The sequence below is a fragment of the Pelagerythrobacter sp. Soil_C_18 genome (assembly GCF_057657235.1).
In genome coordinates, this window is the sequence record NZ_JBDGIU010000002.1 from 94,402 (window position 1) to 118,416 (window position 24,015).

The 24,015-nt window shown below is 65.5% G+C and carries 32 protein-coding genes; 18 read left to right on the forward strand and 14 right to left on the reverse strand.

Going from position 1 to position 24,015, the window contains the following annotated elements:
• Nucleotides 1-9 precede the first annotated feature (9 nt).
• The 7 genes from ruvX to pyrE are packed head-to-tail and all read right to left on the reverse strand — an operon-like array spanning nt 10 to nt 5,289.
• On the reverse strand, nt 10-495 hold the full coding sequence (gene ruvX, locus AC3A5N_RS06055; protein WP_487736417.1) for a Holliday junction resolvase RuvX: 486 nt from the start codon (nt 493-495) through the stop codon (nt 10-12).
• A complete protein-coding gene (locus tag AC3A5N_RS06060) occupies nt 477-1,613 on the reverse strand; it encodes a DUF3089 domain-containing protein (protein WP_487736418.1) in 1,137 nt (378 codons plus the stop codon). Before AC3A5N_RS06060 ends, ruvX begins: the two co-directional genes overlap by 19 nt.
• Nucleotides 1,613-2,731 (reverse strand): AI-2E family transporter, encoded by a 1,119-nt coding sequence (locus tag AC3A5N_RS06065; RefSeq protein ID WP_487736419.1) that lies wholly within the window; start codon nt 2,729-2,731, stop codon nt 1,613-1,615. Before AC3A5N_RS06065 ends, AC3A5N_RS06060 begins: the two co-directional genes overlap by 1 nt.
• Nucleotides 2,703-3,626, reverse strand: coding sequence for a signal peptidase I (gene lepB / locus AC3A5N_RS06070; RefSeq protein ID WP_487736420.1), 924 nt, complete (start codon nt 3,624-3,626; stop codon nt 2,703-2,705). The genes AC3A5N_RS06065 and lepB overlap by 29 nt, the downstream gene beginning before the upstream one ends.
• A complete protein-coding gene (gene acpS, locus AC3A5N_RS06075; protein WP_487736421.1) occupies nt 3,584-3,985 on the reverse strand; it encodes a holo-ACP synthase in 402 nt (133 codons plus the stop codon). Before acpS ends, lepB begins: the two co-directional genes overlap by 43 nt.
• On the reverse strand, nt 3,982-4,710 hold the full coding sequence (locus tag AC3A5N_RS06080) for a pyridoxine 5'-phosphate synthase (RefSeq protein WP_487736422.1): 729 nt from the start codon (nt 4,708-4,710) through the stop codon (nt 3,982-3,984). Before AC3A5N_RS06080 ends, acpS begins: the two co-directional genes overlap by 4 nt.
• Nucleotides 4,711-5,289, reverse strand: coding sequence for an orotate phosphoribosyltransferase (gene pyrE / locus AC3A5N_RS06085; RefSeq protein ID WP_487736423.1), 579 nt, complete (start codon nt 5,287-5,289; stop codon nt 4,711-4,713). It abuts the gene before it with no gap.
• Nucleotides 5,290-5,515: 226 nt separating this feature from the next.
• Here pyrE and coxB point away from each other — a divergent pair, with 226 nt between their 5' ends.
• The 8 genes from coxB (at nt 5,516) to AC3A5N_RS06125 (ending at nt 11,831) form a co-directional block, all read left to right on the forward strand.
• Nucleotides 5,516-6,517: a cytochrome c oxidase subunit II gene (gene coxB, locus AC3A5N_RS06090; protein WP_487736424.1), complete on the forward strand. Its 1,002-nt coding sequence runs from the start codon at nt 5,516-5,518 to the stop codon at nt 6,515-6,517.
• 24 nt (nt 6,518-6,541) lie between these two features.
• Nucleotides 6,542-8,263 carry a cytochrome c oxidase subunit I gene (gene ctaD / locus AC3A5N_RS06095; RefSeq protein ID WP_487736425.1) on the forward strand — a complete coding sequence of 574 codons (1,722 nt, stop codon included), beginning with the start codon at nt 6,542-6,544 and terminating at the stop codon, nt 8,261-8,263.
• 102 nt (nt 8,264-8,365) lie between these two features.
• Nucleotides 8,366-9,289: a heme o synthase gene (locus AC3A5N_RS06100; protein WP_487736426.1), complete on the forward strand. Its 924-nt coding sequence runs from the start codon at nt 8,366-8,368 to the stop codon at nt 9,287-9,289.
• Nucleotides 9,286-9,411, forward strand: a complete 126-nt coding sequence (locus tag AC3A5N_RS06105) for a hypothetical protein (RefSeq protein WP_263853359.1) — start codon at nt 9,286-9,288, stop codon at nt 9,409-9,411. The genes AC3A5N_RS06100 and AC3A5N_RS06105 overlap by 4 nt, the downstream gene beginning before the upstream one ends.
• A gap of 3 nt (nt 9,412-9,414) precedes the next feature.
• Nucleotides 9,415-9,987: a cytochrome c oxidase assembly protein gene (locus AC3A5N_RS06110; RefSeq protein ID WP_487736427.1), complete on the forward strand. Its 573-nt coding sequence runs from the start codon at nt 9,415-9,417 to the stop codon at nt 9,985-9,987.
• Nucleotides 9,988-10,051: 64 nt separating this feature from the next.
• Complete coding sequence (locus AC3A5N_RS06115; RefSeq protein ID WP_487736428.1) at nt 10,052-10,873, forward strand: cytochrome c oxidase subunit 3; 822 nt, start codon at nt 10,052-10,054, stop codon at nt 10,871-10,873.
• The gene (locus AC3A5N_RS06120; RefSeq protein WP_487736429.1) at nt 10,873-11,262 is read left to right on the forward strand and encodes a DUF983 domain-containing protein; all 390 of its coding nucleotides are present in this window, start codon (nt 10,873-10,875) and stop codon (nt 11,260-11,262) included. The genes AC3A5N_RS06115 and AC3A5N_RS06120 overlap by 1 nt, the downstream gene beginning before the upstream one ends.
• Nucleotides 11,259-11,831 carry an SURF1 family protein gene (locus tag AC3A5N_RS06125; RefSeq protein WP_487736430.1) on the forward strand — a complete coding sequence of 191 codons (573 nt, stop codon included), beginning with the start codon at nt 11,259-11,261 and terminating at the stop codon, nt 11,829-11,831. Before AC3A5N_RS06120 ends, AC3A5N_RS06125 begins: the two co-directional genes overlap by 4 nt.
• 9 nt (nt 11,832-11,840) lie before the next feature.
• Here the strand turns inward: AC3A5N_RS06125 and AC3A5N_RS06130 are convergent, their stop codons facing one another.
• Both AC3A5N_RS06130 and AC3A5N_RS06135 read right to left on the reverse strand, forming a co-directional pair.
• Entirely contained in the window at nt 11,841-12,200 is a 360-nt protein-coding gene (locus tag AC3A5N_RS06130) for a DUF1428 domain-containing protein (protein WP_487736431.1), read from the reverse strand.
• A 39-nt stretch (nt 12,201-12,239) separates the two neighbouring features.
• Entirely contained in the window at nt 12,240-12,722 is a 483-nt protein-coding gene (locus AC3A5N_RS06135; protein ID WP_487736432.1) for an SRPBCC family protein, read from the reverse strand.
• Nucleotides 12,723-12,783: 61 nt separating this feature from the next.
• Here AC3A5N_RS06135 and AC3A5N_RS06140 point away from each other — a divergent pair, with 61 nt between their 5' ends.
• The 5 genes from AC3A5N_RS06140 to AC3A5N_RS06160 are packed head-to-tail and all read left to right on the forward strand — an operon-like array spanning nt 12,784 to nt 16,230.
• Nucleotides 12,784-13,134, forward strand: coding sequence for an ArsR/SmtB family transcription factor (locus AC3A5N_RS06140; protein ID WP_487736433.1), 351 nt, complete (start codon nt 12,784-12,786; stop codon nt 13,132-13,134).
• Nucleotides 13,135-13,182: 48 nt separating this feature from the next.
• A complete protein-coding gene (gene thrC, locus AC3A5N_RS06145) occupies nt 13,183-14,586 on the forward strand; it encodes a threonine synthase (protein ID WP_487736434.1) in 1,404 nt (467 codons plus the stop codon).
• 34 nt (nt 14,587-14,620) lie between these two features.
• Entirely contained in the window at nt 14,621-15,511 is an 891-nt protein-coding gene (locus AC3A5N_RS06150; RefSeq protein WP_487736435.1) for a class I SAM-dependent methyltransferase, read from the forward strand.
• Nucleotides 15,512-15,520: 9 nt separating this feature from the next.
• Nucleotides 15,521-15,892, forward strand: a complete 372-nt coding sequence (locus AC3A5N_RS06155) for a dihydroneopterin aldolase (protein ID WP_487736436.1) — start codon at nt 15,521-15,523, stop codon at nt 15,890-15,892.
• Nucleotides 15,892-16,230: a Rossmann fold domain-containing protein gene (locus AC3A5N_RS06160; protein WP_487736437.1), complete on the forward strand. Its 339-nt coding sequence runs from the start codon at nt 15,892-15,894 to the stop codon at nt 16,228-16,230. The genes AC3A5N_RS06155 and AC3A5N_RS06160 overlap by 1 nt, the downstream gene beginning before the upstream one ends.
• Here the strand turns inward: AC3A5N_RS06160 and AC3A5N_RS06165 are convergent.
• Nucleotides 16,227-16,736, reverse strand: coding sequence for a hypothetical protein (locus AC3A5N_RS06165; protein WP_487736438.1), 510 nt, complete (start codon nt 16,734-16,736; stop codon nt 16,227-16,229). The genes AC3A5N_RS06160 and AC3A5N_RS06165 overlap by 4 nt on opposite strands.
• Before the next feature lie 187 nt (nt 16,737-16,923).
• Here AC3A5N_RS06165 and rplU point away from each other — a divergent pair, with 187 nt between their 5' ends.
• From rplU to AC3A5N_RS06180, 3 genes are all read left to right on the forward strand, one after another.
• Nucleotides 16,924-17,463, forward strand: coding sequence for a 50S ribosomal protein L21 (rplU, locus tag AC3A5N_RS06170; protein WP_487736812.1), 540 nt, complete (start codon nt 16,924-16,926; stop codon nt 17,461-17,463).
• A gap of 12 nt (nt 17,464-17,475) precedes the next feature.
• The gene (gene rpmA, locus AC3A5N_RS06175) at nt 17,476-17,745 is read left to right on the forward strand and encodes a 50S ribosomal protein L27 (protein WP_487736439.1); all 270 of its coding nucleotides are present in this window, start codon (nt 17,476-17,478) and stop codon (nt 17,743-17,745) included.
• Between the two features lie 202 nt (nt 17,746-17,947).
• Entirely contained in the window at nt 17,948-18,481 is a 534-nt protein-coding gene (locus AC3A5N_RS06180; protein WP_487736440.1) for a GNAT family N-acetyltransferase, read from the forward strand.
• Between the two features lie 66 nt (nt 18,482-18,547).
• Here AC3A5N_RS06180 and AC3A5N_RS06185 read toward each other — a convergent pair whose 3' ends face one another.
• Nucleotides 18,548-19,426 (reverse strand): metal-dependent hydrolase, encoded by an 879-nt coding sequence (locus AC3A5N_RS06185; RefSeq protein ID WP_487736441.1) that lies wholly within the window; start codon nt 19,424-19,426, stop codon nt 18,548-18,550.
• A 155-nt stretch (nt 19,427-19,581) separates the two neighbouring features.
• Nucleotides 19,582-20,490: a metal-dependent hydrolase gene (locus tag AC3A5N_RS06190; RefSeq protein WP_487736442.1), complete on the reverse strand. Its 909-nt coding sequence runs from the start codon at nt 20,488-20,490 to the stop codon at nt 19,582-19,584.
• Nucleotides 20,491-20,519: 29 nt separating this feature from the next.
• Here AC3A5N_RS06190 and AC3A5N_RS06195 point away from each other — a divergent pair, with 29 nt between their 5' ends.
• Complete coding sequence (locus AC3A5N_RS06195) at nt 20,520-21,119, forward strand: TetR/AcrR family transcriptional regulator (protein ID WP_487736443.1); 600 nt, start codon at nt 20,520-20,522, stop codon at nt 21,117-21,119.
• On the opposite strand, the gene ygfZ is transcribed toward AC3A5N_RS06195, so the two are convergent.
• A complete protein-coding gene (gene ygfZ, locus AC3A5N_RS06200) occupies nt 21,103-21,843 on the reverse strand; it encodes a CAF17-like 4Fe-4S cluster assembly/insertion protein YgfZ (RefSeq protein WP_487736444.1) in 741 nt (246 codons plus the stop codon). The genes AC3A5N_RS06195 and ygfZ overlap by 17 nt on opposite strands.
• 39 nt (nt 21,844-21,882) lie before the next feature.
• Here ygfZ and pyrC point away from each other — a divergent pair, with 39 nt between their 5' ends.
• The gene (pyrC, locus tag AC3A5N_RS06205) at nt 21,883-22,929 is read left to right on the forward strand and encodes a dihydroorotase (protein WP_487736445.1); all 1,047 of its coding nucleotides are present in this window, start codon (nt 21,883-21,885) and stop codon (nt 22,927-22,929) included.
• Here the strand turns inward: pyrC and rarD are convergent.
• Entirely contained in the window at nt 22,926-23,834 is a 909-nt protein-coding gene (gene rarD, locus AC3A5N_RS06210; RefSeq protein ID WP_487736446.1) for an EamA family transporter RarD, read from the reverse strand. The two genes, pyrC and rarD, sit on opposite strands and share 4 nt — an antisense overlap.
• Nucleotides 23,835-24,015 lie beyond the last annotated feature (181 nt).

Sequence of the window (24,015 nt, forward strand, 5' to 3'; positions counted from 1 at the left end):
CGCGGCGGGCTAGAACGCGCTGCCGGTCAGAGCGTCGATCGCGCCCTGCAGAATCACGGCCGCGGCGTGGCTGTCGATGCGTTCGGCGCGCTTCCTGCGGCTCATGTCCTGACCGATCAGGTCCCGCTCGGCGCTGGTGGTGGACCAGCGTTCGTCCCACAGAAGGATCGGCAGCACGAGACGTTCGGAGAGATTGCGCGCGTAGGCGCGGCTCGCCTGTGCGCGTGGGCCCTCGCTCCCGTCCATGTTGCGCGGCAATCCGAGGATGAGACCTTTCACTCGGCGCTCGTGCACGATCGCGGTCAGCGTCTCCAGATCGCGGCCGAACTTGCCGCGCGGCAGGGTCTTGCCGGCGGTGGCGAATTGCCACCCCGCATCGCAAGTGGCCGTGCCGATCGTCTTGGTCCCGAGGTCCAGGGCCAGCAGCACACCGCCGCCGGGCAGGGCGGCACCGAACTCGGCGCTGCTGTCGGTAATCAGGGCCGTGCTGCCCACGCTTCAACCCGGTTGGCGACGTCCTGCTTCACGTTCTGCCAGAACAGCGGGATGTCGTAGACGTGATAGTTGTTGCCCGGCAGCACCGCGCTGCCGATCTCGGGCGGATCGCCGATCAGCAGCAGACCGCGTTCACTGCAGCGGGCGGGTACCGCGCCCGGGACCAGCTCGCCGGTTGAATAGTCGGCGTTGGGGATGAGGGTTCCGAGGTTTGCCTCGGCCGGTGCTTCGCCGCCGATGCCGCCGGTGAGCGGGTTGGTGCAGAGAATCGGGCTTTCGCCCCGCACGGTCCCATCGAAGCCGCGCGAACCGCTATAGGCCTCGATCACGCGGGCCGGATCGGCGGGTTCGGCGAACGTCGACCAGCTCATGATGCAGCCGGCCTGTGACGGGGTGGCACATGCGGGAAAGCCCAGCGCCGGCAGGTCGTGCTCGACCGAAATAGGCCACCCCACCGCGTAGATCGCCGCGACGCGGCCCGCCAGCGGGCTGTTCGCCAGCTCTTCCCGCAACAGGCGCAGAAGGTGGAGCGTGCCCTGGCTGTGCCCCGCGAGCACGATCGGCACGTCTTCGTCGACGCTGGCGACGAAGAAATCGAACGCCTGCTTCACGTCGTCGTAAGCGGCGTCGATCGCTTGCTGGGCTTCGGCGGAATCGGTCAGGAATGCGCCGAAGGTCGCCTGGCGATAGCGTGGGGACCAGATCTCGCTCGCCTGGTTGAACGGGCTCGCCATGCCGCGCACGTAGATGCGCGCGATGCTCTGCGATTGTTCGTCGTCGAGCGGCGCGTTCCAGTTGGCGCTGTCGAGATAGCTCGTCGGATGGACGAAAAAGACCGCGAAGTCTTGCTTCGGCTCGTCGCTCTGGGGCAACTGCCGTCCCTCGCCGCGCATCGCCGGCTGCCAGCGCGCCGCATCGTCGAGTCCGATGCCGGGGCGGGAGAGCCACATCGCCGGATCCTGATAGGCGTTCGTCTCGAGCGGCTTTTGCTGGACGAATTCGCTGCGAGGGACATAGGCGATCTCGGCCAGATCGTCCCAATAGAGCCGCAGCGCAAACACCGCCACCAGGGCGAGCACGATCAAAACGGCGATGAAGTAAAGGAACTTGCGAGCCATCAGGTGCTTGCCTCGTGCAGCCGGTTACCTTCGTCGAGGCGCTCTGCCCGGCGTTCCAGCGCCACCTTGATCATCGCGAGCATAGGATCGGCGAGCGCCAGCCCGAGGATTCCGAATACGACGCCGAAGATGAGCTGCGCGCCGAGAACAAGCGCGGGCGCGAGATCGACAGTCTTCTTGGCGATCATGGGGACCAGGACATAGCCGTCGAAGTTCTGCACGAGAAGATAGACGAAGATCGTGTAGAGTCCCATGTCGGTGCCGCCAGAGAACCCGACCAGCACCATCAGGATGCCCGAGATCACCGCGCCGATGTTGGGGATGAAGGCGAGCAGGCCGGTCAGCAGGCCGAGCAGCGCAGCCATCGGCACCGGACCGATCCCGATCAGCTGTCCGCCGTAGGCGAGCAGCGCCCAGGTGAAGAGACCTTCGGCGAACATGCCGAGCAGGCGCCCGGCCAGGAGGCGGCGCAGGGTGAACGACATGCGCTCGATCGTGTCATAGAACGTTGAGCGGTGGTTCTCCGGCACCATCCAGGCAACGCCGCGCTCGTAAAGGTTCGGATCGATCGCGATGTAGATGCCGATGATCAGGATCAGCAGCAGCGTCGCCACGCCGCCGAAGATGCCGCCGATCGCACGGGTTACGGTTCCCACGCCGCTGACGAGGCTCCCGACCACATTCTGAACGTCGTCCTGGCTGATCGCGAAACCCTGCTCGCGCAGCAGCGCCAGCAGGCGGCCAAGCTGCTCGCCGACGATCGCCGGGAATTCTGCTGCCTGCTGGGAAATCTGCGAACCGGCGAAGTAGCCGAGCCAGGCGAGGAACGCGACCATCGCGACGATCACGATCGCAACCCGCCACCCGCGCCCGATCTTGAGCCACCGGCCGAGGAGGCGCGCGCCGCCGTCGATCATCGAAGCGAAGACCATCGCCCCGAAGATGACCAGCAGCGACTGGGAGATATAGACGGCGAGGACGGCAAGCCCGACCACGGCGGCCCAGATGACCGCGCGCGCCGCCTCGTAGCGTAATTTGGGGCTTCCGATGTGGGTTGGACTGGCGCCCATCGGCGCGTCCGGTGCTTCGTCAGTCTTGCTCACTCTCGGCGCCCCCATCGGCGATTGCGGGCCGCAGTGTGGTCCAGGCGCGATCGCCGCGCAAGGACGTGAACCATGTGATCGGGTTGAAGCTGGTCGTGCCGTCGAGCGAGAACGTGATGAACTCTGCCCGGCCGCCGATGTTCTCCAGCGGAACCGGTCCGCCGAGCCCGCGCGAGCCGTACTCGCGGCTGTCGGCGGAATGGTCGCGGTTGTCGCCCATCACGAACACATGGCCTTCGGGCACCGTAATCTCGGGGAAGTTGTCGAGATCCTGCGTCGTGTGATCGACGATAAGATAGCTCGCACTGTTCGGCATGGTCTCGCGGTAGGTCGGCATTTCGCACACGACCTCTCCCGAGGACGTGGTCGTCCGCATGCCCGGGTAGGTATAGGGGTCGCATGGCGAGTTATCGTCGACCGGGACCTGCACGGGCGGTTCGACCGCGCGCGGCACCGGCGTGCCGTTGAGCACGATCTGCCCGCCCACCACCGCGATCCGGTCGCGGGGGAGGGCGACCACACGCTTGATATAGTCCTCGTCGCGCTCCGGATGGACCGGAATCACGATGTCGCCGTACTCGGGCGTCGCCGGCCAGATACGCCAGTCGCCGCGCGGCATGAGGTGGAATGAAATCGAGGCCCAGCTCCAGCCGTAAGGATACTTGCTCACCACCAGCCGGTCGCCGACCAGCAGGTTCGGCATCATCGATTCGCTGGGGATGTAGAACGGTTTGGCGACGAAGCTGTGGAAGCCCAGCACGGCGAGCAGCATCAGTGCCAGCCCGCGCAGTTCGGAGACCCAGTTGATCTTCTCGCGCTTTTTCGCCTTCTCGGTGGTCGTTTCGCTCACGGTCGGATTTTCTGCGGTCAAAGGGGTCGGGCCTCTATCACGACGAACGCCTGCGCCCATGGGTGGTCGTCGGTTAGGGTGAGATGAACGACCGCCTCATGGCCGGGCGGCGTCAATTCCGCAAGCCGCTTGGCAGCGCCGTTCGCGAGCGCGAGCGTCGGTGCGCCAGAAGACGCGTTCACTACGCCGATGTCCTTCATATAGACGCCGCGGAAGAATCCAGTGCCGACTGCCTTGGAGTAAGCCTCCTTGGCGGCGAAGCGCTTGGCGTAGGTGCCTGCGCGCGTGAACGGGCGCTTGGCAGCCTTGGCACGCTCGACCGCGGTGAAGCAGCGCTGCTCGAAACGCTCGCCATGCCGGTCGAGCGCGGCCTGGATGCGCTCGATGTTGCAGAGGTCGGAACCGAGGCCGATGATCACCGCGCCTCATCCATCAACTCGCGCATCATGCGCACGGCCTGCTCCAGCCCGACGAACACCGCCTCGCCGACGAGATAGTGCCCGATATTGAGCTCGGCGAGCTGCGGGATGGCGGCGATCGGCTGCACGTTCTCGTAAGTGAGCCCGTGGCCGGCGTGCGGCTCGATTCCATTCTTCGCGGCGAGCGCAGCCATGTCTGCAATGCGCTTCAGTTCGCGCGCGCGGTCCTCGCCCGTCGCATGCGCATACTCGCCGGTGTGGAACTCGACGACGGACGCGCCGAGCCGGATGGCCGCGTCGAGCTGGCGCTCGGTCGCTTCGATGAAGAGACTGACGCGGATGCCGGCGTCGGTCAGCCGCGAAACAACCGGTGCGAGCTGGTTGTGCAGGCCCGCCGCGTCGAGCCCGCCTTCGGTCGTTCGCTCCTCCCGCTTCTCAGGCACGATGCAGGCCGCATGCGGTTTGTGGCGCAACGCGATCGCTAGCATCTCCTCGGTCGCAGCCATTTCCAGGTTGAGCGGCAGGTCGGTTGCCGCCTGGATCCGCGCGAGGTCTTCGTCGCGGATGTGCCGCCGGTCCTCGCGCAGGTGCGCGGTGATGCCGTCGCCGCCGACGCGGGCCACGATCTCTGCCGCCCGCACCGGATCGGGATGGTCACCGCCGCGCGCGTTGCGGATCGTCGCGACGTGGTCGATGTTGACGCCGAGGCGGAGCCGCCCGGCCACTTACTTGCGGCTCCCCGGCTTCGTAACCGGCACCGCCGCGAGTTCGGCGGGAACTTCGTTCTCCGCATAAGTCGGGAAGGTGATGTCGAGCAGCGCATAATAGGGAACGTCGAACGTCACCTCGTCGCCGCGGCGGTCGACCAGAGAGACGAGCCCGACGACCTCGCCGCCCGCCGCCTCGACCGCTTTCATCGCCTCCTTGGAGGAGAGGCCGGTGGTCACGACGTCCTCGACGACGAGCACTTTGTCGCCTTGCTTCAGATCGAAACCGCGGCGGAACTCGAAAGTGCCTTCGGGGCGCTCGAGGAAGACCGCCTCCTTGCCGAGCGCGCGGCCCATCTCGTGCCCGATGATGATGCCGCCCATCGCGGGGGAGACTACTTTGTCCACCGAAGCGCGCAGCTCGCGCGGTACCTTTGCAGCTAGCGCGGCGGCGAGGCGGCTCGCGCGCATCGGCTCCATCAACACGCGGGCGCACTGCAGGTAATAGGCGCTGTGGCGGCCGGAAGAGAGCTTGAAATGCCCCTCCAGCAACGCTTCGCTCGTGCGGAACTCGTGGAGAACTTCGTCTTCTGTCATCGAGGTTTGCGGTCCGTTTCTGGAGCGTTTCGCGGCGTTATCCGCCGGTTTCCGATTTTTCTCCTAGAAGCGCTTGAGGCAGGGGGCAAGCGGGCGTATAGGGCCGCCCAGACCTGTCCCCCGACGGGGTTTTCGCGGCTGCATATGCAGTCTCTCAACGACAAGAACGGAAAGCGTCGGACAGATGAGATTCGGTGACTGGCCCCACGGGGCTACGCGGTTCGTAATGGTTTTCTGGGCGGCGATCACGCTGGCCCTGACGCCCCAGGCTGCGTTCGCGCAGGACGCGGCAGAAGTGCCTGCGGCGGAAGTCGCACCTGCCGAGGCGGCTGCTGCCGCTGGCGATGCGGCTCCCGCAGCCGGCGGCTACGAACCGCTCGGTCCCGAGTGGATCAAGGGGCAGCCCACCGCAGGCGGCTGGGACGTGCAGGACCAGTTCTCGCCGATCGGCGACACGGCCGCCGGCCTTCATTTCGGCCTCATATGGGTCATGGGGATCATCTGCATCTTCGTGCTCGCGCTGCTGGTGTGGGTGATCGTCCGGTATCGCCGCGGCGCCAACCCGACCCCGTCGAAGACGACGCACAACACGTTTATCGAAGTGGTCTGGACGCTCGTCCCGGTTCTGATCCTGGTCGGCATCGCGGTTCCTTCGATCTCGCTGCTTTCCGACCAATACGAATCCCCGCCCGAAGATGCGGTGACGATCAAGGTTACGGGCTATCAGTGGTACTGGGGCTACGGCTATCCCGACAACGGCGGGTTCGAGGTGATCTCGAACATGATGCCGGAGGATGAAGCCAAGGCGAAGGGGCTGCCGGCGCTGCTCGCGGTGGATAACCGCATGGTCGTGCCCGTCGATACGCCGCTGCGTATCCAGACGACCGCGGCCGACGTCATCCATTCGTTCGCCGTGCCCTCGCTGTGGTTCAAGATCGACGCGGTTCCCGGCCGTCTCAACGAGCGTCTCCTGACGATCGACGAGCCCGGCATCTATTACGGCCAGTGCTCCGAACTGTGCGGCGCGCGCCACGGCTACATGCCGATCGCGGTCGAGGCGCTTCCGCGCGATCAGTGGGAGGCCTGGGTCCGTTCGCAGCCGGGCGGCACCGTGGGTGACGAGGCCGAAGCGGCTCCTGCCGCTTCTGCCGAGGCCTCCGCTGCCGAGGGTGGCGAAGCTGCTGCCGAGAATGCCGACGGCGCCGAAGCCGCCGCCGCAACCAATTGATAGAAGTCGAAGAGAAACGCGACCATGGCTACCACCGCTGAAGGTTTTCAGGCCCACACCGAAGACGAGCATCACGATGCCGATCACAAGCCCGGCTTCTTTGCGCGTTGGTTCATGTCGACCAACCACAAGGACATCGGCACGCTCTATCTGATCTTCGCGATCTGTGCGGGTATCATCGGTGGTGCGATTTCGGGCATCATGCGCGCCGAACTGGCCGAGCCGGGCATCCAGATCCTGACCCAGGCCTGGCCGCTCGGTGCGAGCGAGGAGGGTTTCGACGCCGCGCTGCACCACTGGAACGTGCTGGTAACGGCGCACGGCCTGATCATGGTGTTCTTCATGGTCATGCCGGCGATGATCGGCGGCTTCGGCAACTGGTTCGTGCCGCTCATGATCGGTGCGCCCGACATGGCCTTCCCGCGGATGAACAACATTTCGTTCTGGCTGACCGCCGCCGGTTTCGTCTCGCTGATGATCTCCACGGTCGTGCCGGGGGCAGCCGCGGGTTCCGGTGCGGGGACGGGCTGGACGGTCTACGCGCCGCTCGCGACGTATGGGCATGATGGCCCTGCGGTCGACTTCGTGATCTTCTCGCTCCACCTTGCGGGCGCGGGCTCGATTCTGGGCGCGACGAACTTCATCACCACGATCTTCAACATGCGCGCACCGGGCATGACGCTGCACAAGATGCCGCTGTTCGTGTGGTCGGTGCTCATCACCGCCTTCCTGCTGTTGCTCGCACTGCCGGTACTCGCCGCCGCGATCACCATGCTACTGACCGACCGCAACTTCGGGACGACGTTCTTCGATCCGGCCGGCGGCGGCGATCCGGTGCTCTACCAGCACCTGTTCTGGTTCTTCGGTCACCCCGAGGTCTACATCATGATCCTGCCGGGTTTCGGCATGGTCAGCCAGATCGTCGCGACCTTCAGCCGCAAGCCGGTGTTCGGCTATCTCGGCATGGCTTACGCCATGGTCGCGATCGGCGTGGTCGGCTTCGTCGTCTGGGCGCACCACATGTATACCGTCGGCCTCGACGTGAACACGAAGATGTACTTCACCGCGGCGACCATGGTCATCGCGGTTCCGACCGGCGTGAAGATCTTCAGCTGGATCGCGACGATGTGGGGCGGCAGCCTCGAGTTCAAGAGCCCGATGGTTTGGGCGCTGGGCTTCATCTTCCTGTTCACGGTCGGTGGTGTGACCGGCGTCTACCTCGCCAACGGCGGCGTCGACGACGTCGTGCACGACACCTACTTCGTGGTCGCGCACTTCCATTACGTCCTGTCGATGGGTGCGGTGTTCTCGCTCTTCGCGGGCTTCTACTACTGGTTCCCGAAGATGAGCGGGCGCATGCACAGCGAACTGCTGGCGCACATCCACTTCTGGGGCTTCTTCATCGGCGTGAACGTGATCTTCTTCCCGCAGCATTTCCTGGGCTGGCAGGGCATGCCGCGCCGTTATCCGGATTACGCGGAAGGTTATGCCTACTGGAACGAGATCTCCTCGGTCGGTTATACGATCATGGCCGTCTCGATGCTCGTCTTCTTCGTGAATCTCGCCTACGCGTTCATCGCGGGCAAGCGGGCGGCGCCCAACTACTGGGGCGAAGGCGCGACGACGCTCGAGTGGACGCTTTCGAGCCCGCCCCCTTACCACCAGTTCGAGACGCTGCCGGTGATCGAGGAAAGCCAAGACTACCACGACCACCGCCCGGTGGCCGCGACTCCGGCGACGAGCTGACAATGCGACCCTCCCGCTTGCGGGAGGGGAAAGGGCGGCACGCCGCCGCCCGCCCAACCGATCATGGACCCTTCCCGTTCGCGGGAGGGGGCATTTTTTGATATGACCGCGACCACGTCCCACACCCGATCCGTCCCGGCCGACTGGCGCGATTTTTTCGCCCTGACGAAGCCGAGAGTGATGAGCCTGGTGATCTTCACCGGACTGTGCGGTCTTCTGGCGGCACCGGGTACGATTCATCCGGTGATCGGCTTTACGGCAGTGCTGTGCATCGCACTCGGCGCCGGTGGCGCGGCGACGCTCAACCAGTGGTGGGAAGCCGATCTCGACGCGGGGATGAAGCGTACTGCGGGGCGGCCCATTCCCGCCGGCCGGTTGAACCGCGTCGACGCACGCGACTTCGGAATCGCCCTGTCGGTAGGCTCGGTCCTGCTGATGGGGTTGGCGGTGAACTGGCTCTCGGCCGCGATCCTGCTGGTCTCGATCATCTACTACGCGGTGGTCTACACCATCTGGCTAAAGCCGCGCACGCCGCAGAACATCGTGATCGGCGGCGGGGCAGGGGCCTTCCCGCCGGTGATCGGATGGGTTGCCGTGACCGGCGACATCACCCTGATGCCGGCACTCCTGTTCGCGATCATCTTCTTCTGGACGCCGCCGCATTTCTGGGCGCTCGCCCTGTTCGTGCAGTCGGATTATGCCAAGGTCGGCATTCCGATGATGCCAGTGGTGAAGGGCGAGCGGTCGACCCGGCGGCAGATCCTGATCTACTCTGTGCTGCTGCTGCCGCTAGCGCTTGCGCCCTGGTTGATCGGCGGCACGGGCCTGCTGTATGGCGGGGCGGCCGCAGCGCTGACGGCGGTATTCGCAGCGCTTTCGGTGCCGGTGGCTTTCCGCACTGCCGGGGCGGAAGACCGGATGCTGCCCGAGAAGCGGCTGTTCGGTTACAGCGTGCTCTATCTCTTCGCACTCTTCGCGGCCCTCGTTGCGGACCGCCTGGTGCAAACGCAAGGATGGTTCGGATGACGCCCGAAGAACAGGAAGAATTCAAGCGGCGGCAGAAGGGGCGCAACATCGCGCTCGCGCTCGTGCTCGGCTTCTTCGTCGTGCTGTTCTACGTCCTCACGTTCGTGAAGATGGGAGACTGAACCATGTCCACCGCCGCGCTCGAACGAAAGAACCTGCGGGTCGGCCTGCTCGGCTTGCTCGGCGCGGCGGCGATGCTCGGTCTCGGTTATGCGGCGGTGCCGCTCTACCAGCTGTTCTGCCAAGTGACCGGCTTTGGGGGCACGACCCAGCGCGCGACCGAGACCGATGCGGACATCGCCGCGCGCATTGCGCAAAGTGCCGGCGCCTCGACGATATCGGTCCGGTTCGACGCGAGTACGTCGCACGACATGCCCTGGACCTTCGGCCCCGAGAAGGTGACCGAGACCGTCCAGGTGGGCGAGCGCGACATGGCTTTCTTCATCGCGCGCAACGACGGCGCCGAGCCTATCACGGGGACCGCGACTTTCAACGTCGAACCCAATCAGACGGGCAAGTACTTCAACAAGATCCAATGCTTCTGCTTCACCGAGCAGACGCTCCAGCCGGGTCAGGAAGTGCGGATGCCGGTGCTGTTCTACATCGATCCGGCGATCCTCGACGACCCCAACGCGCAGGGTGTCGAACAGATCACCTTGAGCTACACTTTCCACCGCAAACCGGAACCCGCTTCCTAGCACTGGACCAACGGCGCGCCGCCGATTAAGGGCCGCGCAACCGCTTTGACAGGACGTTCGATCAATGGCCGGAACCAAGAACCACGACTACCACATCCTTCCGCCCGACATCTGGCCGCTGATCGGCTCGATCTCGGCCGTCACCTTCACCAGCGGCATGGTGCTTTACATGCACGAGCTGGCGAACTGGCAGATCGTGCTCGGCCTCGGCATCGCCGGGCTGATCGCGACGTTCTTCAGCTGGTTCAGCAATATCGTGAAAGAGGCCCAGGCCGGCTACCACACGCCGGTCGTGCAGCTTCACATGCGCTACGGCATGATCCTGTTCATCGCCTCGGAAGTCATGTTCTTCGCGGGCTGGTTCTGGGCCTGGTTCGACTTCTCGCTGTTCCCGAGCACGCTTTCCGAGGTGGTCGGCGGCCAGTTCCCGCCCGTGGCGATCGAAGCGGTCATGAACCCGTTCGACCTGCCGCTGCTCAACACCCTGATCCTGCTCTGCTCCGGCACCACGGTCACCTGGGCGCACCACTCGCTGATCCATGGTGACCGAGACGGGCTGAAGAAGGGCCTGTGGCTCACTGTCCTGCTCGGTGCGTTGTTCACCTGCATCCAGGTCTACGAGTACTGGCACGCGCCGTTCGCGTTCGGTGGCAACACCTACAGCTCGGCGTTCTACATGGCGACGGGTTTCCACGGCTTCCACGTGCTGGTTGGCACGATCTTCCTGATCGTCTGCCTGCGCCGCACCTACCTCGGCCACTTCACTCCGCGCCAGCACTTCGGTTTCGAAGCGGCTGCCTGGTACTGGCACTTCGTGGACGTAGTGTGGCTGTTCCTCTTCGTGGTCGTGTACGTATGGGGCGGTTGGGGCGCGCCGGTCCACTGATGGATCAGCGCGAGCCGCAGTCCGAGAAGGGGCAGCCCGGCATTGCCGCGGCTGCCCTTTTCGCTTTGTGTCCGCAGTGTGGAGAGAAGACGCTGTTCGCGCGCGGCGTTCGCTTCGCCGACCGGTGCCCGGCGTGCGGGCTCGATTACGGCAGCTTCAATGTTGGCGACGGACCGGCCGCGTTCCTAACGCTGCTGATCGGGGCTGTGGTCACCGCGCTCGCGATCTCGGTCGAACTCGCGTTCCGTCCGCCGCTCTGGCTGCACGCCTTGATGTGGGTGCCAGTTACGGCGCTTGCGGTGATCTTCGGCCTGCGGGTCGCCAAGGCGGCGCTGCTTGCCTCCGAATTCCGGAACCGCGCCAAGGAAGCGGGAAGCCGCGAGCTGTGAGGCGGAAGGTCCCGATCGTCGCGACAGTGATCGTCGTGGCCGCCGTCGCGACGATGATCGCGCTGGGCTTCTGGCAGCTCGACCGCAAGGCGGAGAAGGAAGCGCTCCTCGCCCGCTATCAGCAGGCCCATACGCTCTCTTCCGCCGTCGAATGGCCGCAGAGCGAAGCGGAGACGGAGGCGGCGCTCTTCCGCCACGCCCAGCTCGATTGCGAGCGGGTGCTGGAGTTGTCCTCGCGCGCGGGGACCAGCGTCGAGGGACGCAAGGGCTGGGCCCACGTGGCCCGCTGCGCGATCGGCGACGGACGCGAAGCCAATGTGGCGATTGGCTGGTCGGAACGGCCCGTGACCCCGGATTGGCAGGGCGGCACCGTCGAAGGCATCGTCGCGCCCGGTCCGCGTCTCGTGGTGGGGCAGCCCACCGCGGGCCTCATGCCGCTGGCGCCGCCTGATCCGGCGGATGTCCCCAACAACCACCTCGCTTATGCCGGGCAGTGGTTCTTCTTCGCGCTGACGGCCCTCGTGATCTACGTGCTGGCTCTGCGGCAAAAATGGAGATCTGCCGCCTGATCGGTCGCCTCAGTCGCGTCTCTTCCGCACCAAAGGTTCGAAATTGCCGTAGATCATCCGTTTGGGGTCAAAGAGGGGCTCGCCGTCGAGTTTTCCCATGCGGGAATCCGCAGTCATCCTCTCGTGGCTGGCGTCGGCAGTCTCCTTGTCGGGCCAGATGACCCAGGAGAAGACGATCTTTTCGCCATCTCGCGAGTCTACCGCGCGGCGCAGATCGGTGGTTTCGCCATCGGGGACGTCGACTTCCCAGTTCTCCATGTGCTCCAGGGCGCCGTAGTCCTTTGCTATTTCCCACCAGCCTTCCGACATCTTCCGAAAGGCATCCTTGTTTTGCTCCGGAACGGCGAGCACGAAACCGCTGACATACATGAGCTACCTCCTTATTGGGCTGGGTCGTCGGCCATTTGGCTACTTGTACATCCCGTCGCGCAGGTTGATGCCGTGCTCGAGCCAGGCCTTGAGCGCACAAAGCATTTGGCTCCAGCCCTGGCAGTTGCCGTAGCTGGCCTTGAGCGCGCCCTGATTCTCGCGCCAGCCCTCTTCGGCGATTTCGACCAGCGTGCGGCCGTCGTCGAGCGGCTTGAAGGTCATCGTCACGGTCGTCCGGTAGTCCGCACTGACTGACTCGGCGCCCTCGACATTCGGCGCTTCGCCTTCACTGGCATCCCATTCGAGGACGATTCGCTCGTCCGGCACGACCTCGATGACGTAGACTGGGAATGCGCCGGGGAAATCCTGGAAGTCCCAGGTCACCGTGGCTCCGGTCTCGAGCCGTCCCAGCGCGCCGCCCGTGGTGAAATAGCGCGAGAGCTGACCGGGATCGGCGACCGCCTCGAACACTTCGTGCACGGGCTTGGCGATCCGCGCCGCCACTCTGAATTTCAGTTCCATCGCATCCGCTCCTTTCGAGTCGCTGCTTGATCGAGAGAGAAATATGTTATAAAAACATAACATGTCAATCGAAGACGATCTCGATGCCGTGTTCAAGGCGCTGGCCAACCCCGTGCGCCGGGCGGTCTGCGATGCGCTTAAGCTGCGCCCGCTCACCACGGGCCAGCTTTGCGATCTGTTTCCGGAGATGAACCGCTGCACCGTGATGCAGCATCTGAAGGTCTTGGAGGACGCGAGCCTCCTGGTGCCGGTGCGCAAAGGGCGGGAGCGGTTCAACTATCTCGACGCCATGCCCATTCAGGCGATCCACGAGCGCTGGATCGGTCCGCATGCGGCCGCGGCCGCCTCGGGCCTGCATCGTCTCAAACAAGGGCTGGAGGCGAACGAAAAGGAAAGCCTTGGCGCCGACTAGCGCCCATTGCTTGCGGGGCGGGCGGGGCCCGGCTAGTCGCTCCGGTCGATGGAATACGTCTCCACCCGCGGAAGCGCCCAAAACCCCAATGGCGGGCCGCTCGATTTCGAAGGCGTCACGCTCGCCGGTCTGGCGAACGACGGCGGGCTCTACCTGCCTCGCGAATGGCCGCAGTTCTCGCCTGGCGAGATCGCCGGGCTCGCCGGTCTTCCCTACGCGGAGCTTGCCGCGCGGGTGATGCAGCCGTTCGTCGGCGACAGCCTGACGCCCGAGCGCCTGCGCGAGCTGTGCGAGGAAGCCTACGCCCGCTTCGCGCACAAGGCGGTGACGCCACTGGTCCAGCTCGACCAGCGCAACTGGCTGCTCGAGCTTTTCCACGGGCCCACGCTGGCGTTCAAGGATGTCGCACTGCAACTGCTCGGGCTGCTGTTCGAGGAATTCCTCGGTCGCCGCGAAGAGAGGCTGACGATCGTCGGCGCGACCAGCGGCGATACCGGCTCGGCTGCGATCGATGCGGTCGCGGGGCGCGAGGGTGTCGAGATCTTCATGCTCCACCCCAAGGGCCGCGTGAGCGATGTGCAGCGCCGCCAGATGACCACCGTGCTCGCACCCAACGTGCACAACATCGCGATCGAGGGCAGCTTCGACGACGCGCAGGCGATGGTGAAGCGGATGTTCGCCGACACCGCGCTGACCGGCCGGGTGCAGCTCGGCGCGGTGAACTCGATCAACTGGGCGCGGCTGATGGCGCAGGTCGTCTATTATTTTGCCGCCGCGCTGCAACTCGGCGCGCCGCAGCGCAAGGTCGCGTTCAGCGTGCCGACCGGCAACTTCGGTGACGTCTTTGCCGGCTATGTCGCCGCGAAGATGGGCCTGCCGGTAGAACGGCTGATCGTGGCCACCAACGTCAACGACATCCTCCACCGCGCGCTGTCCGACGGCGACTATTCGGCCGGCGAGGTGACGCCGACCGCGGCGCCTTCGATGGACATTCAGGTCAGCTCCAATTTCGAGCGCCTGCTGTTCGACTGCGGTGGGCGCGACGGCGCGGCGCTGGCCGAACAGATGCGCGGGTTCGAGGGGACGAAGGCGATGCGCCTCACCAACGCGCAGCGCGAAGGGGCCGCTGCGCTTTTCACCAGCGCGCGCGCCGATCAGGACGAGATGGCGCAGGCGATGCGCTGGGCGTGGGAGCATTGCGGCGAGACTGTCGATCCGCATACCGCGATCGGTCTCCACGCGGCGCGGCTGCAGGACGTCGATGCGCCGGTCGTGACGCTCGCTACGGCCCATCCGGCCAAGTTCCGCGATGCGGTGGAGCGCGCGACCGGGACCCGCCCGCCGCTGCCCCCACGCGTCGGCGACCTGTTTGCGCGCGAGGAACGCTTTACCGAACTGCCCGGCGACTATGATGCGGTAGCCACGTACATCACCGAGCATGCGAGCGTGTGATCGTGGCCTCTGCGCGTGAACGACAAGGTCCGGCATGGCCCGCCTGATCGAAAACCCTCAGGTCATGATCGGCGAACCCTGGGCCGACTACGGGCTCGTCGACAGCGGGAATGGCCGCAAGCTCGAGCGCTACGGCCGCTACCGCTTCATCCGGCCCGAGCCGCAGGCCATGTGGACCCCGCGCGATGCCGACTGGTGGGCGCACGGCGAGTTCGTGCCCGGTTCGGACGAGGACGGCGGCGGCCGCTGGCAGTTCGCGGAGCCGGTACCGGCCGAGGGCTGGCCGCTTTCCTGGAACGAGGTACGCTTCACGGCGCAATGCACCCCTTTCCGCCACCTCGGGTTCTTCCCCGACATGGCCCCCGTGTGGGAGTGGATGGGCGCGCAGCTCGGCGCGGCCGAGGATGCGCAGCTCCTGAATCTCTTCGGCTATACCGGCGTCGGGACCCTGGCGCTCAGTCGCTTCGGACAGGTCGCGCATGTCGACGCGTCGAAGAAGTCCGTCGCTCAGGCGCGCGAGAACGCGGCGCTCTCGGGCATGGAGGGGCGGCCGGTTCGCTGGCTCGTCGACGACGCGGTCAAGTTCGCCGCGCGCGAGGTGCGGCGCGGGCGGCGCTATGACGGGATCATCCTCGATCCGCCCAAGTTCGGGCGCGGCCCGAACGGGGAAGTCTGGCGGATCGAAGAGGGGCTGCCCGGCCTCGTCCGCGATTGCCGCAAGCTGCTCGACGGCGAGAGCCGCTTCCTCTTCCTCACCGTCTACGCAGTGCGCATGAGCAGCCTCGCGCTCGCCGGACTGCTGGCTGAAGTTCTGCAGGATCTGCCGGGGGAAATCCAACACGGCGACCTTTCTGTGCGCGAGGATAGTAAAGATCCCCGCCTCCTCCCCACCGCAATCTTCGCCCGCTGGTCCAATCCAGGCTAAGCGCAACACATGGCCGATTCGCTGATCCTGGAAGTTGCCGATCTCGAGCACGATGTCCTCACGGGCATCTACTCGGAGGAGACCGGCAAGCCGCAGCCGCTGCGGATATCCATCAGCGCGCAGCTCAAGTGCGCGGTCCGTTACGCGCCCGATACGCCGCTGGACGCGAGCAAGAACTACATGGACCTGAAGTTCGCCGCCACGGAGGCGCTGCCGCCCGGGGTGCACTTCAAGCTGATCGAGGCAGTCGCGGACCACATCTGCGAAACGCTGTTCCTGCAGGACGAGCGGGTCGAGGCGGTCACGGTGAAGATCGTCAAGCTGGCGATCGCCCAGGGCAACGAGAAGATCGGCATCACGCTGACTCGCGAGCGCCGCTGATGAAGCGGATCGCGGTGGACGATTTGCCGGAAGATCCCCTGTCCGCCGCGAGCGTGTTCCACCAGCACTGGCTGCCTTATGCTGAGGATGCACTTGCAGCGGGCGACGATCTGCTGCTCGTCTTCGCGCCGGCCGATCACACTCATCACGCCTGGCGACTTGCCGCCGTCGCGGGTCTGGCGCGGAAGCACGCACCGCTGCGCGTCAACGCCGCGGCGGGGAAGGGGGAGGCGATCGCCCGAACCGAGCGATACGTGGCTGCGGCGCCGGGTTTGACGGGGCAATATCTGCCGCTCGACGGGAACGGTGCCAGGGATCCGGCGGGCGCTGCGCGTTAGCGGATGCTGCGCAGCTCCGTGAGAATTGCATCCTCTTGCGCAATCATGTCCGCGACCTCGCTGCGCGCAGCGGCGATCGGCTCTCGCAACTCGAAGGCGAGGGTCGCATCGGCGAATATCAGGTCGAGATCGCCCAGCGCGACCGCCGTCCTGCTGCGATGCGAATCGAGGTCGGCCAGCGCGACCTGTGCGGCGGCCCAGCTATTCGTTTCGACGCCTGCTCCGCGAGCGGCCTCGATCGTGCGGCGCGCACCCGGCACGGCTTGAGTAAACGCCTGATGGGCGCTCGCCGCCTCGGTCCGTAGCTGCGAGAGCCGCTGGAGCAGATCGGCGCTCGGCGCTGCCGGCGGGGCCGGGGCTTCGGCTGCCGGGGCAGGTTCGAACGTGCCCTCGACGCGCTCGGCATCCCGGATCGCCAGCGACGGATAGTCGGCGCTGCCGCCAGCGCAGGCGGCCAGCGGGGCGGCGAGAACGAGTGGCGCGATGCGGGTGAGGGCTTGCTTCATTCTGCAAGGCTCATAGCATGCACCCCGCGCTGCGCCAGATGGCGCGCGCAGGCGGATTTCCGCCGTTGACTTGCGCGGGCGGTTCCCTTAACGGCACCCATCTTTCCGGACACCGCCATTGGCGGCATTTCGGTCGCGCCTCTTCCACCACGGTGGGGGCACAGCAAAGAGAATGGAAGTTACCACCATGTTCGCAGTAGTGCGCACGGGCGGCAAGCAATACCGGGTTGCCGCCGGAGACAAGATCGCGGTCGAAAAGCTCGCTGGCGAAGCCGGCGATACGGTGACGCTGGGCGACGTCCTGCTCGCCGGCGAAGGCGACAAGATTGCCGACGCCTCGAAGGTTGCCGTTTCGGCGGAGATCATCGCGCAGGCGAAGAGCGAGAAGGTCGTCGTTTTCAAGAAGCGTCGCCGCCACAACTATCGCCGCAAGGCGGGTCATCGCCAGCAGCTGACCCTGCTCCGCATCACTGCAGTCGGCGATTCGAAGGCTGCGCCGAAGAAGGAAGCGGCGAAGGCTGCTCCGGCAGAAGAAGCGGCCAAGGCCGCTCCAGCGAAGGAAGCCGCGAAGAAGGCCCCGGCCAAGAAGGTGGAAGCAGGCGAGACGAAGCCCGCCGCCAAGAAGGCCGCGCCGAAGAAGACCGGTGCCACCGACAAGCCTGCCGAGAGCAAGGCCGACGCGGCGCCCGCCAAGAAAGCCCCGGCCAAGAAGGCCGAGAAGAAGTAAGGACCACGAACGATGGCACATAAGAAAGCAGGCGGTTCATCCCGCAACGGTCGCGATTCGGCCGGCCGTCGCCTCGGCGTGAAGAAGTTCGGCAGCCAGGGCGTGATTCCGGGCAACATTATCGTGCGCCAGCGCGGCACCAAGTTCTATCCGGGCACCAATGTCGGGATGGGCAAGGACCACACGCTGTTCGCGCTCGAGCAAGGCGTCGTCCGATTCCACACCGGCAAACTTGGCCGCAAGTACGTGTCGGTCGACATGCTCGCGGAAGCTGCCGAATAACCGGACGATCCGATAACGGGATCGTCCACACGGGACGGTCCCAGCCGGGCTGAACACCGGCAGACGAAGAGGGAGATGGGGCCGACCCGTCTCCCTCTTGTCGTTTCTCCCTCTCTCGTCGGCGAAATATTCTTTCGCCGCCATCGCACTGTCACGCATCGACCCTAACGGGGCGCTGCGGGGCGAATGAGGAGAGATCGCCGTGTTCCATCGCAGCCAGAGACTGCTCCTGAGACCGCCATGGCCCGAGGATTCGGACCGGGTCTTCAGCGCGATCGCCGACGAAGGGGTGGTGCGCAATCTTGCACGCGCGCCGTGGCCCTATCGCAGCGAGCATGCGCGCGAGTTCGTTTCGCGTCCGTTCGAACCGCGCTTCCCCCGCTTCCTGATCGCCCGCGCCGACGACGCCGCGCTGATCGGCTGCATCGGGATCAACCCGGAAGGTCGGGAGATCGAGCTGGGCTACTGGATCGCCCGCGATCATTGGGGGCAAGGCTATGCGACAGAGGCAGGAAGCGCGATGATCGAGATTGCGCGCATGCTGGGGCACCGGCGGATCATTGCGAGCCACTTCCTCGACAATCCCGCTTCGGGTAGCGTGCTGCGCAAGCTGGGCTTTGCGCCGGTCGGTCGCATCCGGCCGCGGTATAGCCACGGGCGCGGCGAACAGGCGCTGGCGGCGGAGTACGCACTCGAGCTGGCGGGCGAAGAGGAACCGGGAATGTGGGCGGCGTAGAGCCGCTCGCAGGCCTCGCGCTACGCCGCAGGGCAACCTTCGCTCACCCTTTCGGGAGGGGCGAGATCACTCCGCCGGCAGCAGCGCGTCCTGAAACTCGCCCTCATAGAGGCCGATCAACTCGCGGTCGTCGTGATCCCATGGGTGAAAACCGGGCTTGAAGTAGGCGAGCCAGGCGGGGAAGATCCGGCGCAGGACACCCGGGCTGACGATCAGGTACTTGAGCAGGCCCCAGCGCGCCTTCCAGCCGATGATTCCGTCCTGCGCGAGCAGACCCATCGAATCGATCCAGCGGTTCTTGAAGAACCGGCCCGTCACGGAGAGCATCACCAGGCTGCGGACCTTCCAGCGCTGCCACTTCGACCAGTCGCGCGTCGCATGATTCCAGGTGTCGAATGCGACGCCCTTGTGCTCGATCTCCTCGACCGCGTGCCAGCGCCACATCGCGCGCACCTCGGGATCGGCATTCTTGAAATGCTGCGGATTGGCCAGGAACTCATGCGCCATCATCGCTGTGTAGTGCTCGAGGGCCATGGTCACGGCGAGATTGGCGATCGGCGGCCGGTCCTTCGTCAGCGCGAGCAGTTCCTCGACCCGCTTGTCGATCACCTTGATGTCGTAGCCGGCGTTTTCCGCCAGCTTGTTGAAAGCGATGTGCTCGCGCGTGTGGTTGATTTCCTGCTTCACGAACGCGCGGATCTCGGCGTCGAGCCTGGGGTCGGCGCCGTCGCGATGAGCCTTGACCGCCTCGATGAAGAAAGCCTCCCCGCGTGGGAAGGTGGCGGAGAGCGCATTGTGCCAGGCGGTGCCGAACGGTTCGCCGGCCCACCAGCGCCGCGGCTTGTCCTCGCGGTTGAAACGCTCGTCGCGCACGGTGATCGCGAGATCCGGCGGCGTGGGGCTCGATGATGCGCGCTCGAAAGTGATGGTCTGGGGGGCGTTCATGATTCGCTCGCAACATTACTGACACCTTTGTAAGTAGCCTATACTTACATCCGTGTCAATAGCCGGGCGCTCGGAGGGCACGGGCTGGCCATCGCTCGGTTGGCGGAGCGTTCGAGACTCGGTCTTGGCAGCAACTCCCAAAGGGCGTCGCGGCGCTATTCCGCCGGCATCACCGCATCGGCATAGGGGCTGTCGAACTTGCGGATAAGCGCCCGATCGTCCTGCTTCCAGGGATGGAAACCCGGCAGCAGGATCTTCGCCCAGTCGAAGAACATCCGTCGCATCATTCCGGGCGCGATCCACAAGTGCTTGAACAACAGCCACTTCGCACGCGCACCCGTGATCCCGTCCTGCCGCAGCAGGCCGAGCGCATCGCGTACCCGGTTGTTGTAGTAGCGGCGCGTGATCAGCAGCGTCAGCAGCGCGCGCACGCGGTACCGCTGCCACGCACTCCACCCGCGGGTGGCGTGGAGCCAGACGTCGTAGGTGATGCCCTTGTGCTCGATCTCCTCGATCGAGTGCCAGCGCCACATCTCCGCGATTTCCTCGTCCACGCCTGCGAGGTAGCGCGGATCGGTCAGCAGGCAGTGGCTGATCGACGCAGCGAAATGCTCCAGCGCGATGGTGATGGCGAGATTGAATTCGACCGGCCGCCCCTGGGTCAGCGCCAGCATCTCCTCGATGCCTTTGTCGATGCTCTCGATGTCGTAGCCATGGCTCTGCGCGAGATTGTTGAACGCCACGTGTTCGCGCGCGTGGTTCGATTCCTGCCGCGTGAAAGCGCGCAGTTCCGCCGCCATGGCGGGCGGCACCTTGTCGTCGTAGCACTTCATCACCTGGATGAAGAACTTCTCGCCCCGCGGCAGGCTGGCGGAGACCGAATTGTACCAGGCGGTCGCCACCGGATCACCCGAATGCCACCAGCGCGCCGGCCGCTCGCCCCGGCAGAACTTCTGGTCGCGGATGTTCAGCGCATGATCGGCAGGCGTCGCGCTCCCGCTGGTGTGCGGCGACTTGCCGGCAGCGCTCTCGCGCTCTACCCCGATGGTTTGATCCCCCCGCATGGTTAATCTTTTATTGTTCAAGGAATCGCATGGCAAGTCGCAAGCGCCTCAGCCCGGAAGAAAGCCGCAAGTCTGCGCTCGAGGCGGCGCGCGCATTACTTATAGAAACCGGCCCGCAATCCGTGACGCTGAAGGCCGTGTCCGCGCGGATTGGCCGGACGCATGCGAACCTGCTGCATCATTTCGGATCGGCATCGGGTCTGCAGAAGGAACTCGCGCGGCATCTGGCCGAAACCGTGTGCGAGAGCATCAAGGACGCCGTGCGGGCGAGCCGCGCTGGCCTCGGATCGCCGCGTGAGGTGGTCGACCTTGCGTTCGATGCCTTCGACAAGGAAGGCGCCGGCGCGCTCGCAAGCTGGATGATCCTGACCGGCAACGAGGATGCGCTGACCCCGATCGTCGAGGCGATCCATCAACTGGTGGACGAAATCGCGCCCGAAGAAGCGGGGCCGCATGGCGATCTGACGCGTGTGCACGAGGATACGCTGGCGCTCGTCCTGCTTGCGATGGGGGACGCGCTGATCGGCTCGGCGCTCGCGCGTTCGCTCAAGCTGCCGGACACCGCCGCACGCGACCGGGCCGAGCGGATGCTGCTGAACTCGATCGCAGCCGCTACTCAACCGGGCTGAGCGATCCGGCAAGCCAGCCGGGCGCCCACGCGGGATCGATCGCCTCCAGCCTCAGGTGATCGACCGCGAGGCCAAGCGCCGGATAGGCCGCCTTGCGCCGCTTCTCTTCCGACTTGTCGAGCGGGACGACCACGAGGCGGCGGTTGACCTTTTGCCGCCAGTTCATCCGCGCGGTGTTCTCCTGCCCGACATAGCAGCCCTTGGAGAAGCTCACGCCGTGAAGCTCCACGGCATTGGTCTCGAGCCACAGCACGTCGCCGAGCTCCGCGCGCCCCTCAGGCACGCCGAGGGCAAGGCGATGCGCACGCCATTCGGCATCCGCTGCCATGTCCTCTCCCGAAACGGGGGCCAGCCAACGCTCGCCGAGATCTGCGAGTCGCGGATCGGGCGCTGCACCGTCGCCGATCTGCTTGCGCCAATGGACGCCGACCGTGTCATCCACACGAATGTCGATCTTGCGCCGCAAGCGGTAGAGCGACAGCCGCTTGACCAGCTCCTCCGCGTGGGCGGCCTCGCAATCGAGCAGGATCTCGCCTTCGCCGCCGGGCCAGACGATCAGGTCGAACAGGGTCTTGCCTTGGGCGGAGAGTAGCGCCGCATAGGCGGGCAGTGGGCCCGCGATGTCGTTGGACAGCAATCCCTGGAGGAAGCCGGCCACGTCCTCTCCCTCATCAATCGGGCTCAGGCGCACCACGGCGCGGTCGAACAGGCGGGTCGCGGTCATGGGTGACAGATAGGCAGCGGCGCGCTTAAGGGAAGCCCCATGACCGACGCGCCCGAATCCCTCATCATCCGCCGCCCCGACGACTGGCACGTTCACCTGCGCGACGACGACGTGATGCGTGGTGTGACGCCGTTCACCGCGCGCCAGTTCGCTCGCGCGATCGTAATGCCGAACCTGTCGCCGCCGGTCGTGACGGTGGAAGCGGCCGGCGCTTACCGCGATCGTATTCTGGCCGCCGTGCCGGAAGGCGTGACGTTCACGCCGCTGATGACCTGCTATCTCACCGATCACAGCGATCCGGACGAACTGGAGCGCGGCCACCGCGACGGCGTGTTCACGGCGGCCAAGCTCTACCCCGCCAATGCCACCACCAATTCGGCGCATGGCGTCACCGATGTTGCGAATATCCGCGGAGCGCTTGAGCGCATGGCCGCTATCGGCATGCCGCTCTGCGTCCATGGGGAAGTCACCGATGCCGAGGTCGACGTGTTCGACCGCGAGAAGGTGTTCATCGACCGCGTTCTCGGGCCGCTGCTGCGTGAACTGCCGGAGCTAAAGGTGATCTTCGAGCACATCACCACGGAGGACGCCGCCCAGTTCGTCGACGCGGCCGGCGGTAATGTCGGCGCGACGATCACGCCGCAACACCTTCACATCAATCGCAACGCCATGCTCGTTGGCGGCATTCGGCCGCATGCCTACTGCCTGCCGGTCGCCAAGCGCGAGAAGCACCGGCTGGCCCTGCGCAAGGCGGCGACCTCGGGCTCTGCGAAGTATTTCCTCGGCACCGACAGCGCGCCCCATGCGCGCCATACCAAGGAAAGCGCCTGCGGTTGCGCGGGCATCTTCAACGCGCCCTACGCGCTGGAGAGCTATCTGCAGGTGTTCGAGGAAGAGGGCGCGCTCCACCGCTTCGAGAGCTTCGCTTCGGAAAACGGCCCGCGCTTCTATGGGCTACCGCTCAACGAGGAGCGGATCACGCTGGAACGGACACGCGCCGATGTCCCCGATCAGATCGACGCGGGCGGGACCATGATCGTCCCGTTCCATGCCGGCGAAACGCTGCGCTGGAGATTGCGCGCCTAGGCCTGAAGGACCTTGTCCGCCTGACGCCGTGCGAGAATGTCCCACACGAAAACGGCGATGGCGATCCAGATCAGCACGAAGCAGGCGAGCTGCACCGGCTGGAGCGGCTGATCGAACACGGTCAGGCCCAGGATGAAGACGATCGTCGGCGCGAGGAACTGCAGGAAGCCCAGGGTCGAATAATCCATCCGCCGCGCGGCGATGGCGAACAGCAGCAGGGGGATTGCGGTCAGGATGCCGCCAAGCACGATTGCGAGGCTGAGCTCGGTCGACTGGCCGAACGACGAACCCGTGGATGAGGCGGCGTACCACCAGGCGATCGCCGCCGCGGGCACGAGCAGGAGCGCCGATTCGATTGTCAAGCCGGGGAGGGCGCCGACGTCGACTTGCTTGCGCAGCAGGCCATAGGCTCCGAACGTCACGGCCAAGGTGAGGCTGATCCATAGCGTCGTCAGCGCGCCGCCGAGGAGAAGCGCCACACCGCAGGCGGCGATGGCCACCGCCAGCCATTGCCGTCGGCTCAGCCGCTCGCCCAGGACGAACGTCCCCAAAAGCACGTTGAGCAGCGGGTTGATGTAATAGCCGAGGCTCGCGGCGTAGACTTGATCTTGCTGGATCGCCCAGACGTAGACGAACCAGTTTGTGCCGATCAGCGTCGCGCTCGCGGCCAGAGTGGCAAGTACGCGGCGGTTGAACAACGCTGCGCGGATCTGCGGCCCTTGTTTGCGAACCGCCACGATCAGCAGACAGATCGGCAGCGTCCAAATGATTCGCCAACCGACGAACTCGAAAGCCGGCACCTCTCGAACGAGAAGCAGGTAAAGCGGAAGGAAACCCCAGATGAAGTAGGCCGTGAGCCCGGCGGCGAAGCCCGATTGCCGGGTCTGGGGCGGTGCATCGGTCACTTGCGAGGCATTTAGGTGCGACGATGAACCGCTGCAAGAGGGCATCTCGGCAGCCGAAATCGCTCGCTCTGTCGCAAATTCGAATTCTGTATCTCGTGTTGCAGTCCGTTCAGAAAACACGTCGTAAACATGAATGCATCGAGCGGATGACCCATCGAGTCGGGGTCCGGCGAGAAAGAAA

Bases quoted from the DNA above. Each gene is read 5' to 3' on its own strand.
- AC3A5N_RS06160 (WP_487736437.1), top strand. From the start codon at position 15,892: ATGAAGCGGATCGCGGTGGACGATTTGCCGGAAGATCCCCTGTCCGCC.
- pyrE (WP_487736423.1), bottom strand. From the start codon at position 5,289: ATGACAGAAGACGAAGTTCTCCACGAGTTCCGCACGAGCGAAGCGTTG.
- AC3A5N_RS06060 (WP_487736418.1), bottom strand. From the start codon at position 1,613: ATGGCTCGCAAGTTCCTTTACTTCATCGCCGTTTTGATCGTGCTCGCC.
- rplU (WP_487736812.1), top strand. From the start codon at position 16,924: ATGTTCGCAGTAGTGCGCACGGGCGGCAAGCAATACCGGGTTGCCGCC.
- lepB (WP_487736420.1), bottom strand. From the start codon at position 3,626: ATGGGCGCAGGCGTTCGTCGTGATAGAGGCCCGACCCCTTTGACCGCA.
- coxB (WP_487736424.1), top strand. From the start codon at position 5,516: ATGGTTTTCTGGGCGGCGATCACGCTGGCCCTGACGCCCCAGGCTGCG.
- AC3A5N_RS06140 (WP_487736433.1), top strand. From the start codon at position 12,784: ATGTCAATCGAAGACGATCTCGATGCCGTGTTCAAGGCGCTGGCCAAC.
- ygfZ (WP_487736444.1), bottom strand. From the start codon at position 21,843: ATGACCGCGACCCGCCTGTTCGACCGCGCCGTGGTGCGCCTGAGCCCG.
- AC3A5N_RS06155 (WP_487736436.1), top strand. From the start codon at position 15,521: ATGGCCGATTCGCTGATCCTGGAAGTTGCCGATCTCGAGCACGATGTC.
- AC3A5N_RS06100 (WP_487736426.1), top strand. From the start codon at position 8,366: ATGACCGCGACCACGTCCCACACCCGATCCGTCCCGGCCGACTGGCGC.
- AC3A5N_RS06130 (WP_487736431.1), bottom strand. From the start codon at position 12,200: ATGTATGTCAGCGGTTTCGTGCTCGCCGTTCCGGAGCAAAACAAGGAT.
- AC3A5N_RS06135 (WP_487736432.1), bottom strand. From the start codon at position 12,722: ATGGAACTGAAATTCAGAGTGGCGGCGCGGATCGCCAAGCCCGTGCAC.
- AC3A5N_RS06150 (WP_487736435.1), top strand. From the start codon at position 14,621: ATGGCCCGCCTGATCGAAAACCCTCAGGTCATGATCGGCGAACCCTGG.
- AC3A5N_RS06120 (WP_487736429.1), top strand. From the start codon at position 10,873: ATGGATCAGCGCGAGCCGCAGTCCGAGAAGGGGCAGCCCGGCATTGCC.
- AC3A5N_RS06195 (WP_487736443.1), top strand. From the start codon at position 20,520: ATGGCAAGTCGCAAGCGCCTCAGCCCGGAAGAAAGCCGCAAGTCTGCG.
- AC3A5N_RS06185 (WP_487736441.1), bottom strand. From the start codon at position 19,426: ATGAACGCCCCCCAGACCATCACTTTCGAGCGCGCATCATCGAGCCCC.
- AC3A5N_RS06115 (WP_487736428.1), top strand. From the start codon at position 10,052: ATGGCCGGAACCAAGAACCACGACTACCACATCCTTCCGCCCGACATC.
- AC3A5N_RS06105 (WP_263853359.1), top strand. From the start codon at position 9,286: ATGACGCCCGAAGAACAGGAAGAATTCAAGCGGCGGCAGAAGGGGCGC.
- pyrC (WP_487736445.1), top strand. From the start codon at position 21,883: ATGACCGACGCGCCCGAATCCCTCATCATCCGCCGCCCCGACGACTGG.
- AC3A5N_RS06190 (WP_487736442.1), bottom strand. From the start codon at position 20,490: ATGCGGGGGGATCAAACCATCGGGGTAGAGCGCGAGAGCGCTGCCGGC.
- thrC (WP_487736434.1), top strand. From the start codon at position 13,183: ATGGAATACGTCTCCACCCGCGGAAGCGCCCAAAACCCCAATGGCGGG.
- ctaD (WP_487736425.1), top strand. From the start codon at position 6,542: ATGGCTACCACCGCTGAAGGTTTTCAGGCCCACACCGAAGACGAGCAT.
- AC3A5N_RS06065 (WP_487736419.1), bottom strand. From the start codon at position 2,731: ATGGGGGCGCCGAGAGTGAGCAAGACTGACGAAGCACCGGACGCGCCG.
- AC3A5N_RS06110 (WP_487736427.1), top strand. From the start codon at position 9,415: ATGTCCACCGCCGCGCTCGAACGAAAGAACCTGCGGGTCGGCCTGCTC.
- rpmA (WP_487736439.1), top strand. From the start codon at position 17,476: ATGGCACATAAGAAAGCAGGCGGTTCATCCCGCAACGGTCGCGATTCG.
- AC3A5N_RS06165 (WP_487736438.1), bottom strand. From the start codon at position 16,736: ATGAAGCAAGCCCTCACCCGCATCGCGCCACTCGTTCTCGCCGCCCCG.